Source organism: Luteibacter aegosomaticola (assembly GCF_023078475.1).
Lineage (GTDB): Bacteria > Pseudomonadota > Gammaproteobacteria > Xanthomonadales > Rhodanobacteraceae > Luteibacter > Luteibacter aegosomaticola.
Genome location: NZ_CP095741.1, coordinates 3,043,723 through 3,058,025, shown reverse-complemented (window position 1 = coordinate 3,058,025; position 14,303 = coordinate 3,043,723). Strand labels below are relative to the sequence as shown.

Here is a 14,303-nt window from a genome sequence, read left to right as displayed (position 1 = left end):
CCCATAAACGGCACTGCACACACCCGCATCACGACGCGGGTCGCAGATTGGCCTTTCATGAGGCTGTAGGGGGCGCGTGTGATCCAGGACCTGGCCGGCTGGTCGAAAATACTGGAGTTGATGCCCACGGCGATGTTCGTGCGGGATGCCGCGCACCGCTGGGTATTCGTGAACCGGATCGGCTGCGAGTACTTCGGCGTCAAGCCGGAGGACGTGGTCGGCAAGACCGATGCGGATCTGTTCCCGCCTGATCAGGCGGAGCGGTTCGTTCGCGGCGATGACGCGGTGCTGCGCGGCCATGAGGTCATTGAGTCGGAGGAGGTGGTCGATGACCGCCTTGGCCGGTCCCGCACGCTGTTGACCCGCAAGACCTGCATCGAACTGGATGGCGAGCCGCATGTGTTGGCCTCCGTGACCGATATCACCGAGCTGCGCGAATCCGAGGCCCATGTGCGCTGGCTGGCATGCCACGACGCCCTGACCGGGCTTTCCAATCGCACAGCCCTGTTCAGCCGGCTGGACGCGGCCGTCGGGCGTTCCGCCGAAGGCGGCCCGAGGGCAGCGCTGTATTACCTCGACCTGGATGGGTTCAAGAAGGTCAACGACACGTACGGGCACCTGGTGGGCGACGAACTCCTGGTGCAGTTCGGGCAGCGCCTGCGCCACGCGGTGGGGCCGAACGATGTGGTGGCCCGGATCGGCGGCGACGAGTTCGCCGTGCTGGTGGAAAACAGCGGCGACCTCGATCTGGATGGTGTCGCGGAGGCGATGCTCACCCTCGCTGCCACGCCGTTCGATGTGCTTGCCGCCAAGGCGTTCGTAGGCACATCGGTGGGCGTCGTGCCGATCGACGCGGATGCCGTGTCCTCGGGCGAGATGGCGCGCAAGGCGGATAGCGCGTTGTACGAGGCGAAGAAAGGCCGCAATCGCTATACCGTTTACACCGATGCGCTCGATGCCTCGCTGGCCCACCGGCGCGAGGTGGAGAAGGCGCTCGAAGAGGCGCTGCGCACGGGCGAAGGCCTCAGTTGCCACTACCAGCCGATGGTTCGTGCAACCGATGGCAAAGTGATCGGCCTGGAGGCACTGGCGCGCTGGCGCCATCCCAAGCTCGGCGTGGTACCGCCGGTGCAGTTCGTGGCGGTGGCCGAGGAGACAGGCCTGATCGGGCGCCTGGGCGAATGGGTGTTGCGCACCGCCTGCGCACGGATGAAGGGTGTCGATGACCTGTTCATCGCCGTGAACGTGAGCGCGGTGCAGCTGCGTGACGATCGTTTCGCCGATACGGTGATGGCGATCCTCGCCGAGACCCATCTGCTGCCGCGGCGGCTCGAGCTGGAGATTACCGAGACGGCGATCGTCCATGCCGATGGCGCGGCGACGCGATTGCTGCGACGGTTGCGGCGCGCCGGCGTACGCATTTCGCTGGATGACTTCGGCACCGGCTATTCCAGCCTGACCCTGCTGAAGGATCTGGATGTCGACAAGGTGAAGATCGACCGTTCCTTCGTGCAGATGGCGCCGCTGGCGGAAGACTCCGCGGCGATCGTGCGGGCGGTGTCCAACCTGGGCTCGGCGCTGGGCCTGTGCGTCGTGGCGGAAGGCGTCGAGACCGAGGCGCAGCGCCAGTTCCTGCGCGACGCGGGTTGCGATGAACTACAGGGCTACCTGTTCTCGGCGGCGGTGCCGGAAGACCGGATCGAGCGGGTGAGCGGGATGATCCCGCTCGCGATGTCTCACTCGGCCGGGTAGGCGCTGGCCGGCATCGGCCACGTGCGGCGGAGGTCCGGCATGCCCGGCATCGAGGTGGGCTGGGGCAAGGGCAGGGGCATCTGCGCCCCGGCGATACCGCCCGTGGCATCGCCGACGATGGCGATCACGCAGCTACCGCTTTCCTGCGAGGTGCCGAACGAGAGCCGGCCCCAGGGCATCTGCATCATCATGTAACGGTTGGGCAGCATCGACGGGGCCGTGGGCAGGTTGGTCTCCGAACTGGCCACGTGGAAGTGCTCGGCGATGTCCTGGCGGGTGAAGCAGGGGCGCTGCTCCAGCTGGATCGAGGTGAAGCGGGCCATCGGCACGTCGCCGCCTTCGTTGAAGCCGCGCACTTCCAGCGCCGAGACGCGGAAGCCATCGCGGGTGACGAAGGGCATGCTGCGGACGATCTGCGCCGGCGCATCCGGGGTGGAGTGCAGCCCACCCGGTACCTTGGCCGAAAGCTGGTCCACGGCGTTGGGCAGGGTACCCATCGTGCCGTCGATCAGTTCGACCAGCGTCTTGTCGCTGCGCGGCGGCACGGCAGCCGCCACGGGAACGGCCACCAGCGCGAGGAGCAGGGCAGCGGTGGCGGTAGGCAGGCGCATGCGGGCCATGGTCGAGGGTTCGGGGGCGCTAGTGTGCACGTTTTCGCAAATTCATGGAGACCCCATATCCTGTTTCACCCGGCACCCCGCACCCGCACGCGACACCCCGCACTCGCACCACACCCGGCATCCGCACGCTACACCCCGCGCCTGTAGGAGCCCACCCTGTGGGCGACATCTTTCGCGATAACGCACAGATCCTGTGGCTCTTCCGCGAACGGCGTCGCCCACAGGGTGGGCTCCTACGCGAACGGCGTCGCCCACAGGGTGGGCTCCTACCCTGGGGTTGTTCTACCCGCAGAACGCCCGGATATTCCTCAGAACGCCCAAGCCCCCACCCCGATGACAGACCTTCGCTTCGACAACGCCTTTACCCACGAGTTGCCGGCCGACCCGGATACCCATCTCGCCTCGCGCCAGGTGCAGGGCGCGGCATTCTCCTGGGTCGAGCCCTCTCCCGTGGCCGCGCCGCGCGTGGTGGCCGTATCAGGCGAGGTCGCGGCCATGCTCGGCATCGACCCGGCGCGGCCGGACTTTGCCGAGATCTTCGCAGGCAACGCCACGATCCCCGGCATGACGGGCTACGCCATGGCCTACGGCGGCCACCAGTTCGGCCAGTGGGCCGGGCAGCTCGGCGATGGCCGCGCCATCGGGCTGGGCGAGGTGCTGACGGCGCACGACGGCCGCCAGGAGCTCCAGCTGAAGGGGGCGGGGCGGACGCCGTACTCGCGCGGAGCGGATGGCCGCGCCGTGCTGCGCTCGTCCATTCGCGAGTTCCTGTGCAGCGAGGCCATGCATCACCTGGGCGTGCCAACGACCCGCGCACTCTCCATCGTCGCCACCGGCGATGCGGTGGTGCGCGATGTCATGTACGACGGGAATCCCGCGCCGGAGCCGGGCGCCATTGTCTGCCGTGTCGCGCCCAGCTTCCTGCGCTTTGGCAGTTACGAGTTGCCGGCATCGCGCGGCGATACCGCGCTGCTGCGCCAGCTCGTCGATTTCACGATCCGCACGCACTTTCCTGCGATCGCCGCACTGTCGGAGGGCGATCGTTACGCGGCGTTCTTCCATGAGGTGAGCACGCGTACCGCGCGCCTTATGGCGGAGTGGATGCGCGTAGGCTTCGTGCATGGGGTGATGAACACCGACAACATGTCGATCCTTGGCCTCACCATCGACTACGGTCCGTACGGCTGGACCGACGACTTCAACCTCGACTGGACGCCCAACACGACTGATCGCCGTAACCGCCGCTACCGCTTCGGGCACCAGCCGCAGATTGGCTACTGGAACCTGCAGGCGCTGGCCCAGGCGCTTTCGCCGCTGTTCGATGATGCCGCGCCGCTGCACGCGGGGTTGAATGCGTATGTGCAGACGTTCGAGGCCACCGACGCCGCGTATGGCGCGGCGAAGCTTGGCCTCCTGCATGCGCGCGACGGCGATGAAGAGCTCATCGCCGAACTGCGTGGCGTGCTCGTCGCGGGTGGCATGGATATGACGATCTTCTACCGCGATCTCGCGCTGCTGGACCTGGACTCGCCGCATGCGGGCGTACTGGGGGCGGCGTTCTATACGGATGAGCAGCGCGTTGGCGTGAGCGAGGCGCTGGATGCGTGGCTGAAACGCTACGCGCAGCGCGTGCGCGAGGATGAGGCGGCCGAGAGTGAGCGGCTGGCGCTCATGCATGCGAGCAATCCGCGTTATGTTTTGCGCAATTACCTCGCGCAGCAGGCGATCGACAAGGCGGAGCAGGGCGATAACAGCGGTGTCGAGGAGTTACTCGAAACGCTGCGGCACCCTTACGACGAGCAGCCTGGTCGCGACCACCTGGCCGGCCGCCGGCCGGACTGGGCGCGCGACAAGGTCGGCTGCTCGATGCTCTCGTGCAGTAGCTGAAGCCTGATAGTAGGAGCCCACCCTGTGGGCGACGCCTCTCGTACAACCGCCACAGGATTTGTGGCGCTTTCGCGAAAGACGTCGCTCACAGGGTGAGCTCCTACGTTTGGGCGCTTAGCCCCGCGCAAACGCCAGCAAATCTGCGTTGAACTTGTCCTGCTCGGTGGTCACCAGGCCATGCGGTGCACCGGGGTATTCCTTCAGCGTGCCGTTCTTCAGGCGCTTCACGCCCTGGTGGGCCGAAGCGTCGATCGGCACGATCTGGTCGTCCGTGCCGTGGATCAGCAGCACCGGCACGTCGATCTTGTCGAGGTCCGGGCCGTAGTCCACTTCGGAGAACTCGCGGATGCAATCGTACTGGCCCTTCAGGCCGCCCATCATGCCCTGCAGCCAGAACGATTCGCGGACGCCTTCGGAGACCTTGGCGCCGTCGCGGTTGTAGCCGTAGAACGGCATCGTGAGGTCGCGGTAGAACTGCGAGCGGTCGCTCCACACGCCATCGCGGATACCGTCGAAAACGCTCTTCGGCAGGCCCAGCGGGTTGGCCTCGGTCTTGATCATCTGCGGCGGCACAGCGCCGACCAGCACGGCACGCGCGACGCGCTTGGTGCCATGGCGGCCCATGTAGTGCGCCACTTCGCCGCCGCCGGTGGAATGGCCGACCAGGATGATGTCCTTCAGGTCCAGCGCCTCGATCAGGGCGTTCAGGTCATCGGCGTAGGTATCCATGTCGTTGCCGTCGAACGTCTGCGTCGAGCGGCCGTGGCTGCGACGGTCGTGCGCGATCGTGCGGAAGCCATTGTTCGACATGAACATCATCTGCGCGTCCCACGCGTCGGCGCTGAGCGGCCAGCCATGCGAAAACACGACCGGCTGGCCGTTGCCGAAGTCCTTGTAGAAGATCTCGGTGCCGTCTTTGACCTTGATATAGGGCATGGGGGTGCATCTCCAGGGGGAAAAGTCGAAAGCGCAGAGTCTGGCGGCTGGGGGCAGGGTGTTATTGGACAAAACTGCGGGTGGCGTACAAAAGCTAGAATGGGAGGTCCAAGACCCATGAGATGCCGCCCGTGTCCGCCGGAACCGCCTCCGACGCCGCGCTAGATGCGCTGTTCGTCCCCTTCGCCACCGGCGAGCTCACGCTGCCGGCGCAGGGCGGCGTGCTCATGCTCCGCGCCCGTGAAGGCGTGGCACTACGCGAACACATCCGCGCGGGCTGGGTGCTCCAGCAATCGTTCGCCCCCGCCGCCAACGCGCTGGCCCGCCACCGCTACACCGTCATCAACGACCCGCCGCTGGGTGCGCCGGCCACCTTCGAGGTCGTCCTGGTATTGCCCACCCGCCAGCGCGAAGAAACCCGTCTGCTCTTCGCTCAGGCGCTCAGCCTCGTCTCCCCCACCGGCATCGTCGTCGCCAGCGTTCCGAATGCAGAGGGTGCCAAAACCGCTGAAGCCGACCTCGCCCTGCTCGCAGGTGCGGTCGGCCAACTCTCCAAGCACAAGTGCCGTGTGTTCTGGACCCAGCCCGGCGCCGCGCCCGATACGGCGCTGCTCGACGAATGGCTCGCCCTCGACGCCCCGCAGCCCATCGCCGAGGGCCGCTTCACCAGCCGCCGCGGCCTGTTCGCGTGGGATCGCATCGATACGGCATCCGCGTTGCTCGCCAGCGTATTGCCCGGTGATCTCCGTGGCCGCGTCGCCGACCTCGGCGCCGGTTTCGGCTATCTCGCCTGCGAGGTGGTCGAGCGTTGCACGCATGTCACCTCGATCGACCTGTTCGAAGCCGAAGGGCGTGCGATCGAGCCCGCCAGGACGAATATCGCTGCCGTCGTCGCACGCAGTGGCCGCAGCATCGCCACCCACGTCGAATGGCACGACGTCACCCTGGGCGTCGATGGCCGCTACGACACTATCGTCTCCAACCCGCCTTTCCACCAGGGCCGCGCCGACCAGCCTGAACTCGGCCGCGCCTTCATTTTTACCGCTGCCCGCGCGCTGGCGCCCGGTGGCCGCTTCTGGATGGTCGCCAACCGCCATCTCGCCTATGAAGCCACGCTCACCGCCTGCTTTGGCCAGGTGCGCACCGTGGTCGATCGCGATGGCTTCAAGGTGATCGAAGCGAAGGAACCCCGCGTATGAAACTCGTAAGACTCCTTGCCAACCTGGGTTACGGCAGCCGTAAGCAGGTGGCCCAGCTCTTCCGCGAAGGCCTCGTCACCGATGCATCGGGCGAGGTGCTCTATGCCGATGACAAGGTGGAGCACGCCGATGTCCGCTTCGAAGGTGAACCGCTCGACCCGCCGCAAGGCCTCGTGCTGATGCTGAACAAGCCGACGGGCTACACCTGTTCGCGCAAGGATGTCGGCCGCCTCGTGTACGACCTGCTGCCACCGCGTTTTGGCGTGCGCAATCCTGTGCTGTCCACCGTGGGCCGCCTGGATCGCGACACATCGGGCGTGTTGTTGTTCACCGACGACGGCCAGTTGCTGCACAAGATCATCTCGCCGAAGAGCGCGCTGGCGAAGGTGTACGAAGCCACGCTCGCCGAAGACCTGCGTGGTGATGAGGCGGCGACGTTCGCCGCGGGCACGCTCATGCTCGAAGGTGAAACCGATCCGCTGGAGCCCGCGACGCTGGAGGTGCTTGGCCCCCGCCACGCGCGCCTCACGCTGACCGAAGGCCGCTACCACCAGGTTCGCCGCATGTTCGCCGCGGTAGGCAACCACGTCGAAACACTGGAGCGCGTGGCGATCGGCGGCCTGACCCTCGATGGCCTCGAGTCGGGCAAATGGCGCCTGCTAACCGAAGAAGACATCCGCACGATGTTCGCCGCGACCTGAAGGGTGTGGACGCGGTGTGCACGCCCGGTGCAGTATCCCGAACCACCTTTCATCCGTTTTGGGGAGTGCAAGATGAGAAAGATCTTAATCGTAGCCGCCGGTTTGCTCGTGTGTGCTGGCGCGCAGGCCGCCGACAAGAGCGTCACGGTGCCGATGACCATGGTGTCCACCGACGGCAGCGGCGCGTCCGTTGGCTCGGTCACCGTCAGCGAGAGCACGGGCGGCCTGGTCTTCACCCCGAACCTCAAGGGCCTGCCGCCGGGCGAGCACGGCTTCCATCTGCACGAGAAGCCCAGCTGCGCGCCGGGTGAGAAGGATGGCAAGAAGGGCGCCGCGCTCGCGGCGGGCGGTCATTTCGATCCGGAGCACACGGGCAAGCACGAAGGCCCGGATTCCGCGGCCGGCCACGAGGGTGACCTACCGAAGATCACCGTGGCCGCTGATGGCACCGATACCACCGCGGTCACCGCGCCGCGGCTGAAGAGCCTGGCGACGCTGAAGGGCCACGCGCTGATGATCCACGCCGGTGGCGACAACTATTCCGACGAGCCGAAGCCGCTGGGCGGCGGTGGCGATCGCATCGCCTGCGGTGTGGTGAAGTAACCCGCCGGTCGCTCTTGTAGGAGCGCGCTTGCGCGCGATGGGTGCTCGCGACAAGGTCCATCGCGAGCAAGTTCGCTCCTACAAATTCAGAACAGGTCGATGGAGCCCAGTGCGACCGGCTCGGCCAGTTCGCCGCGTGCCGTCAGCGCTTCGAAGCCCCGCACGCTGTTCCGGCCGTTCTGCTTCGCGTAGTACAGCGCCTTGTCGGCGCGGTCCAGCACGATTTCGGGGTAGTCGTGCTCGCTGATCCGCGCGTAGCCGATGCTGACCGTCACATGGCCTACCTGCGCGAACGCCCAGTTCGCGACATGCTCGCGGAACCGCTCCAGGGCCGCCGCCGCTGAAGTCTCATCCTCCGAAGCCAGCAGCATGACGAACTCTTCGCCGCCGAAGCGGAAGAGCACGTCGTTCTGGCGGAAGCAGGCGCGCATCTGCTGCGCGAGCACCAGGATCACCTCATCGCCATACACATGGCCCCAGGTGTCGTTGATGCGCTTGAAGTGGTCGATATCGAGGATGGCGAGATAGATCTGCGCCACGTCGTCGGTGGCGCTCCGGCGCTCTTCGGCGCGCACCGCGGCGCGTGCCCGCTGGCGCTGCAGCTTCAACAGGCGCTGCAGGCGCTGTTCGAAGCTACGCCGGTTGTAGAGGCCGGTGAGCTTGTCGCGCTCGCTCTCGTTGAGCAGGGCGATGTAGTTGGCGTAGATGCGGGCAAAGCCTTCCATCATCACGCGCACGTTATCGAGCGAATCGTCGGCTTCGAGCATGAGCGCGCCGATCGCCACGTGGTCGCGGATGATCGGCACCACCAACCGGCAGAGGCCGGCCTCGGTCACGTCGGAGATGACTTCCAGCGTTTCCATGGCGCAGACGATGGTGTCGACGGGGTCGCCATCACGCATGGGCTCCACGGCTTCGACGATGCACTGGCCGTCATCGTGGCGCATGCAGACGGTGAGCGATTCAACGGGGTGCTGCAGGCTATCGCCCGCCTTGCACAGGGTGACGCTCTTCACCGCCACGAGCTCGGCGATGGACAGCACGAGGCTATGGTCCAGCGCGTCGATATCGCGGTGGTGGGTGAACTCGGCCACGGAGGCGAGGAGCCTGGATTCCGGCATGCCGCCGGCGAGCGAGTGCCAGGCAGCGCTCACGGTGTGCCGCTGCCCGTGGCCAGCCGGCCACCATGGAACATCTGAAGTCGCACCGAACCCATCCTCCCCCGAGAAGGCCCCCTGTTTGAGCCTGGTGATCGCGACACGCCGGGAAGCTGCCCACTTCCACTTACCCTTGGGTAGCGGCCGGAATAGCCTATAACTTTAATGCAATTTCTCACGAATTGCTGAGAACTGTGACGCGCATCACATGTGACGGGGTTCACAAGGGCGCGATAGCCCCTGTAGGAGCGCGCTTGTGCGCGGTCCGGGTTTGCCGGAACCGTGCATCGCGCGCCAGTGCGCTCCTACAGGGGGCGAGGCCAGGTGAAGAGGATCCGGCGGTCGACCCCGGTACGGTGGCAGGAGCGGGTGGCGACGCCATCGGTCAGGGCGGCGCGGAAGAGCGGGGCCATGCCGCGCAGGGTAGCGGCGGCCACGCGGGCCTTCACCTGGTCGGCGGGGGTGCGGCGGAGCAGCTCGCTGGCCCAGGGTGGCAGCAGGAACGCGCCGGCGTGAAGGAAGATGTCGCGCGACAGGCCGGCGAGTGGCACGGGCAGGTCCAGGTCGGCGAGCACCTCCAGCACGACCCGGGTGCGTTCCGTATAGGCCAGGGTCGGCATGACGCTGCGTACGTAGTCATCGAGCGCGGCGACCGAGCCTGGCACGTCACGCGCGCCAAGGGCCTCCGCGATCCGTCGCGTTTCGTTGAAATACGCGTCGGCGACGGCATCGGTCAGCCCCATCGGGCCGTAGGCGCGGAAGCCTTCGAGGAAGCTGGCCATCTCACTCACGTGCACCCAGGTGAGCAGGTCCGGGTCATCGGCGGCGTAAGGCACGCCGGCTTCGTCGATGCCCGTGACCTTCGCATGGATATGCCGCACGCGTTCGATCATGGCCTGGGCATCGGCGGTCGGCGCGTAGGTGGTCCCGCCCACGAAGGTGGTGGTGCGGCGGAGCCGGCCCACCAGGTCCTCACGGAAATTGGAGTGGTCCCAGACGCCCGCGAGCGCGCGCGGATGCAGGGTTTGCAGGTAGAGCGCGCAGAGGCCGCCGGCGAGCATGCCGCAGAAATCGTTATGGATGCGCCAGGTGACGGAGTTCGGGCCGAACAGCCCGGGATCGCCCACGGGGTGTTCGTAATCGATGCCCCCCGAAGGGGGCTTCGGGAAGGCCGTCATGACCCAGCGTTTGATGGGGGCCGTGGCCGGGCGGAGCAGGGTGCGTAGCATGTGTCAGTCCCCGGACCACCAGCCGCGCCACTTAAAGAAAAGCACCGGCAACGCCATGCTGAGCAGCATGATGAGCAGGGCGATGGGGTAGGCGTAGGGCAGGTTGAGCTCGGGCATGTCCTTGAAGTTCATCCCCCAGATGCCCGCCAGGATCACGGGCGGGATCGTCGCCACCGAGGCGACCGTCAGCACCTTCATCACGTGGTTCTGGTCGGTACTGATGAAGCCCAGGGTGGCGTCGAGCAGGAACTGCAGCTTGTTGGTGAGCTGGTCGTCGAACTCATCCAGCGTGCGCAGGTCATGTTCCACCACGCGCAGGCGGACTTCGACCGCATCGCCCATCCAGTCGGGCTTCTTGGCCCGCACGAACGAGACGATGCGCTGCACGCCCAGCATCGAGGAGCGGTTGCGCGCCTGCATGCCTTCGAGCCGGCCCACTTCGAGCATGCAGCCGCGCAGCACGGGTGTGCCGAGCCGCTCGGGCGTGAAGACACGGTCGGAGAGCTTCTTCAGTTCGGCGGAGACATCTTCCATCCGCTGCGCGCCGAGGTTCACGATGGCTTCGATCAGCGTGGCCAGCACATCGGCGCTGGATTCCCAGTGCTGGTGCTGGCAACTCGCATTGGCCAGGTCGAACGCGGGCGATTCCGTGAAGCGCAGGGTCATCAGCACGTGGTTGGTCACCACGATGCCGACCGGCTGCGCGGCATGGCCGTTGTTCGTATCGGCGAAGTAGGGGATGGACAGGTACATCGCGTCGTCATCCGTGCGGATGCGACTGGAGAGCGCGAGGTTCACGATATCGGAGCGCTCGGGCACGCGCAGCCCGGTGATCTCGGCGGCGCAATGACGCTCGTCTTCGCTCGGTTCGAGCAGATCGATCCAGATGGGCGCCTTGGGGCGGCCCATGCCCGGGGTCCATACGGTCGGACGGTCGTGTTGGCCGTGTTCGTGGATGATCAGCACGTGCGTTTGGTATCCCAGGCAGCCGGAAACGCCGCCGGGCCACCCGGCGGCGCAGGCAGTTTACGCCTCCAGCGTAGCGTCCATGGTGATCTCGGCCTTCAGTACCTTGGAGACCGGGCAGCCTTCCTTCGCCTGCCGGGCAATCTCGGCGAATTTCGCCTGGTCGGTGCCGGGGATCTGCGCCTTCGTCGTCAGGTGCACCTTGGTGATCGAAAAGCCTTCGCCATCTTTTGCGAGGGTGACGTCGGCCTTGGTTTCGATGCGGTTGGCGGTGAGGCCGTTATTCCCCAGCATCAATGACAGCGCCATGGTGAAGCATGCGGCGTGCGCCGCCCCGAGCAATTCTTCGGGATTGCTGCCCGGCCCATCCTCGAAGCGCGAGGCGAAGCCATAGGGTGCATCCTTGAGTACCCCGGTCTGGCTCGAGATGAGCCCCTGGCCTTCCTTGATATTGCCGGTCCAGACTGCCTTGCCCCATTTCTGCATGATGCTTCTCCGGTGGGTGATGGATTGTGCTCGTGAAGGCGCGCATGCTTGGCCATCGACGACGCTAGCGCGCCGTCCATCGACAGAATGCGAAAGCGCGCCCGAGCTGGCTTGGAGAGAACGACGATGAGTGCGAACCCGAAACCGCTGGAAATCCACCACGACCGCGGTAACACGGTGTTCCTGGCGAACGTGGATGGCCACGAATGCGAGCTGGATTACCGGCTTGATGGGAAGACCATGACCATCACCCATACCGGTGTGCCCGAGGCTGTCGCCGGGCGCGGCATCGCCAACCTGCTGACCCGCCGGGCGGTCGAGGTGGCCGCCGACAATGGCTGGAAGGTGCACCCCGCGTGTTCCTACGCCGTCCGCTGGTTCGAGCGCAACACCGAGTACCGGAACCTGCTCGTGTAGGAGCACGGCCCGGGTGTGGTAGGTTTCACGGCTCCTACACGTCCTGAGCCAAACCGATGCGTACAACCTGGATCGCCGCCGCCGTCGCGCTTGCCTGTGCCACCGCCGCCCAGGCCGAACAGGCCCCCGCCCCGAAAGCCGACGATCCGCGCATCGCTGCCATCCTCGATGGACTCACCAAGGTGCGCATGGTGGGTTCCGTGGCGCTCTCGCCCGATGGCAAGCACCTGGCCTGGTCGGTGAAGACCGACGGCAAGCCGGTGGTGCAGGTGGCCGACGCCGATGGCCGCAATGCCCGCCGCATCACCGCCACCAAGGGCTGCAGTGAATCCAGCGTGGCCTGGGCACCCGATTCGAAGCACCTGGCCTTCCTTTCCGATTGCGGCGGCAAGGGCGCCGGTGTGGAAGAGGGTAAGCAGAACGACATCCAGGTGGTCGATATCGCCACCAAGGCGCCCGCGCAGCGCCTGACCCACCTCACCGGTTACGTCAGTGGCCTGGAATGGTCGGCCGATGGCAAGCAGCTCGGCTTCCTCTACGTGCCCAACGCGACCCGCCGCGCGAGCGCTACCGCCGCGGCCAAGCCGCAGCTCGGCGAGATCGGCGTCGAGGGCCTCGAGGTGCAGCAGGTGGCATCGGTCGCCGCTACCGGCGGCGCGATCCACGTGCTGACCCCGGCGGGCCTGCATGTTTACGAGTACGCGTTCTCCGACGACGCCACGCGCATCGCCTATGTCGCGGCGCCGCCGCCGGGCGATAACAACTGGTGGGTGGCCAAGCTCTACGTCCAGCCGGCCAGCGAAGGTGCCAAGGGCACCGTCATCGTCGACACCAATGCCTTGCAGGGTCCGTTGAAGGACCTGCAGGTCGCGGTGCCGCGCTTCTCCCCGGACGGGTCGCGGATCGCCTTCATCGGTGGCCTCATGAGCGACCAGGGTTCCACCGGCGGCGATATCTGGACCGTGCCGTCGACGGGCGGTACCCCGCAGGACATCACCCCGGGCACGCACACCACGCCGGTCTGGCTCTCGTGGGCGGCCAACGACCGCATGGTCGTCTCCGAGCAGGTGGCGGGCGCCAGCCGTGTTTCCAGCTACGCCGTGCCTGCCAGCGGCGACGCGACGCCGACCACGCTGTTCGACCTGCCTATGTCGTTGAGCGATGGCCGTCTGTCGATGTCGCTCTCGCTTACCCAGGACCACAGCCACGCCGCCTTTGTCGCCAGCTCGTTCGACAAGCCGGTGGAAGTGCTCGTGGCCGACCTGGCCGGCAAGGCCGCCCCGGTGGCGGTGACCTCGTTCAACGAAGGCCTCAAGCCCTCGTGGGGCAAGGCGGAATCGATCACCTGGAAAAATGAAGGCCATGATGTGCAGGGCTGGCTCCTGTACCCGGCCAATTACGACCCGGCCAAGCGCTACGGCATGATCGTGTCGATCCATGGCGGCCCGGCGGCTGCGGTGCTCCCGCGCTGGCCCGGCCCGGGCTACGGCGCGGCGCCGCTCTCGGCGCTCGGCTACTTCGTCTTCATGCCTAACCCGCGTGGCAGCTACGGCCAGGGCGAGGCATTCGTCCAGGCCAACCGCAAGGACTTCGGCTACGGCGACCTTCGGGATGCCCTTGCCGGCGTGGACACGATCGAAAAGACCCACCCGGTCGACGACAAGCGCCTTGGCCTCACCGGCTGGAGCTACGGCGGCTTCATGACCATGTTCGCCGTGACCCAGACCGACCGCTTCAAGGCGGCGGTGGCCGGTGCCGGCATCTCGAACTGGCAGAGTTACTACGGCCAGAACCTGATCGACCAGTGGATGAAGCCGTATTTCGGCGCCTCGGTGTATGACGATCCGGGCGTTTACGGCAAGAGCTCCGCCATTAACTACATCAAGAACGTGAAGACCCCGACCCTCGTGGTGGTGGGCGAGCGTGATGCCGAGACCCCGGCCCCGCAGTCGTTCGAGTTCTGGCACGCCCTGCGCGCCCAGGGCGTGCCCACCTCGCTGGTGGTCTACCCGGGCGAGGGCCACGGTTTTGCCCGCGATGCCAGCCGCCGTGACGTCCTGGCCCGCGCCCTGGCCTGGTTCGATACGTATCTCGCGGCACCCGCCAAGGGCGGCTGAGCCACCCCGGACGAACGGCACGGATTGCGTTTTTCCGCCGACAACGCATCATGCGTGTCGGACCCGCCGTCTCACTGAATGTGAAGACGGCGGTATGCGGTAGGGCGGGGCACTAAAGTTCAAGGTGTCATTGGCCGATAAACCCGGACGAGTCGTATCTCGACCGGGCTTTCCCCAAGACTCCCCCCCCGGCGAGGTCACAATGTTTGGTTGGTCCCACCGCCTGGCAAAGC

13 protein-coding genes are annotated in these 14,303 nt (G+C 66.5%); 7 read left to right on the top strand and 6 right to left on the bottom strand.

Going from position 1 to position 14,303, the window contains the following annotated elements; all coding sequences use genetic code 11:
- The first annotated feature begins 78 nt into the window (after positions 1 to 78).
- Positions 79 to 1,752: a putative bifunctional diguanylate cyclase/phosphodiesterase gene (locus L2Y96_RS13480; protein ID WP_247326801.1), complete on the top strand. Its 1,674-nt coding sequence runs from the start codon at positions 79 to 81 to the stop codon at positions 1,750 to 1,752.
- Here the strand turns inward: L2Y96_RS13480 and L2Y96_RS13475 are convergent.
- Positions 1,737 to 2,372: a hypothetical protein gene (locus L2Y96_RS13475; RefSeq protein WP_247326787.1), complete on the bottom strand. Its 636-nt coding sequence runs from the start codon at positions 2,370 to 2,372 to the stop codon at positions 1,737 to 1,739. The two genes, L2Y96_RS13480 and L2Y96_RS13475, sit on opposite strands and share 16 nt — an antisense overlap.
- A 333-nt stretch (positions 2,373 to 2,705) precedes the next feature.
- Here L2Y96_RS13475 and L2Y96_RS13470 point away from each other — a divergent pair, with 333 nt between their 5' ends.
- Positions 2,706 to 4,259 carry a protein adenylyltransferase SelO gene (locus tag L2Y96_RS13470; protein WP_247326786.1) on the top strand — a complete coding sequence of 518 codons (1,554 nt, stop codon included), beginning with the start codon at positions 2,706 to 2,708 and terminating at the stop codon, positions 4,257 to 4,259.
- A 114-nt stretch (positions 4,260 to 4,373) separates the two neighbouring features.
- Here L2Y96_RS13470 and L2Y96_RS13465 read toward each other — a convergent pair whose 3' ends face one another.
- Positions 4,374 to 5,195, bottom strand: coding sequence for an alpha/beta fold hydrolase (locus L2Y96_RS13465; RefSeq protein ID WP_247326784.1), 822 nt, complete (start codon positions 5,193 to 5,195; stop codon positions 4,374 to 4,376).
- A gap of 122 nt (positions 5,196 to 5,317) precedes the next feature.
- Here L2Y96_RS13465 and L2Y96_RS13460 point away from each other — a divergent pair, with 122 nt between their 5' ends.
- The 3 genes from L2Y96_RS13460 (at position 5,318) to sodC (ending at position 7,698) form a co-directional block, all read left to right on the top strand.
- Positions 5,318 to 6,394, top strand: a complete 1,077-nt coding sequence (locus tag L2Y96_RS13460; protein WP_247326782.1) for a class I SAM-dependent methyltransferase — start codon at positions 5,318 to 5,320, stop codon at positions 6,392 to 6,394.
- The gene (locus tag L2Y96_RS13455) at positions 6,391 to 7,095 is read left to right on the top strand and encodes a pseudouridine synthase (protein WP_247326780.1); all 705 of its coding nucleotides are present in this window, start codon (positions 6,391 to 6,393) and stop codon (positions 7,093 to 7,095) included. The genes L2Y96_RS13460 and L2Y96_RS13455 overlap by 4 nt, the downstream gene beginning before the upstream one ends.
- A 72-nt stretch (positions 7,096 to 7,167) precedes the next feature.
- Entirely contained in the window at positions 7,168 to 7,698 is a 531-nt protein-coding gene (sodC, locus tag L2Y96_RS13450; protein ID WP_247326778.1) for a superoxide dismutase [Cu-Zn] SodC, read from the top strand.
- Between the two features lie 86 nt (positions 7,699 to 7,784).
- On the opposite strand, the gene L2Y96_RS13445 is transcribed toward sodC, so the two are convergent.
- From L2Y96_RS13445 to L2Y96_RS13430, 4 genes are all read right to left on the bottom strand, one after another.
- Positions 7,785 to 8,852, bottom strand: a complete 1,068-nt coding sequence (locus L2Y96_RS13445) for a GGDEF domain-containing protein (protein ID WP_247326776.1) — start codon at positions 8,850 to 8,852, stop codon at positions 7,785 to 7,787.
- Between the two features lie 308 nt (positions 8,853 to 9,160).
- Entirely contained in the window at positions 9,161 to 10,084 is a 924-nt protein-coding gene (locus L2Y96_RS13440; protein ID WP_247326774.1) for an oxygenase MpaB family protein, read from the bottom strand.
- Between the two features lie 3 nt (positions 10,085 to 10,087).
- Complete coding sequence (locus tag L2Y96_RS13435) at positions 10,088 to 11,050, bottom strand: CorA family divalent cation transporter (protein ID WP_247326754.1); 963 nt, start codon at positions 11,048 to 11,050, stop codon at positions 10,088 to 10,090.
- 60 nt (positions 11,051 to 11,110) lie between these two features.
- Complete coding sequence (locus tag L2Y96_RS13430; RefSeq protein ID WP_247326752.1) at positions 11,111 to 11,536, bottom strand: OsmC family protein; 426 nt, start codon at positions 11,534 to 11,536, stop codon at positions 11,111 to 11,113.
- A gap of 126 nt (positions 11,537 to 11,662) precedes the next feature.
- On the opposite strand from L2Y96_RS13430, the gene L2Y96_RS13425 reads away from it, so the two are divergent.
- Positions 11,663 to 11,953: a GNAT family N-acetyltransferase gene (locus L2Y96_RS13425; protein WP_247326738.1), complete on the top strand. Its 291-nt coding sequence runs from the start codon at positions 11,663 to 11,665 to the stop codon at positions 11,951 to 11,953.
- Between the two features lie 56 nt (positions 11,954 to 12,009).
- The gene (locus L2Y96_RS13420) at positions 12,010 to 14,070 is read left to right on the top strand and encodes a S9 family peptidase (RefSeq protein ID WP_247326736.1); all 2,061 of its coding nucleotides are present in this window, start codon (positions 12,010 to 12,012) and stop codon (positions 14,068 to 14,070) included.
- Positions 14,071 to 14,303 lie beyond the last annotated feature (233 nt).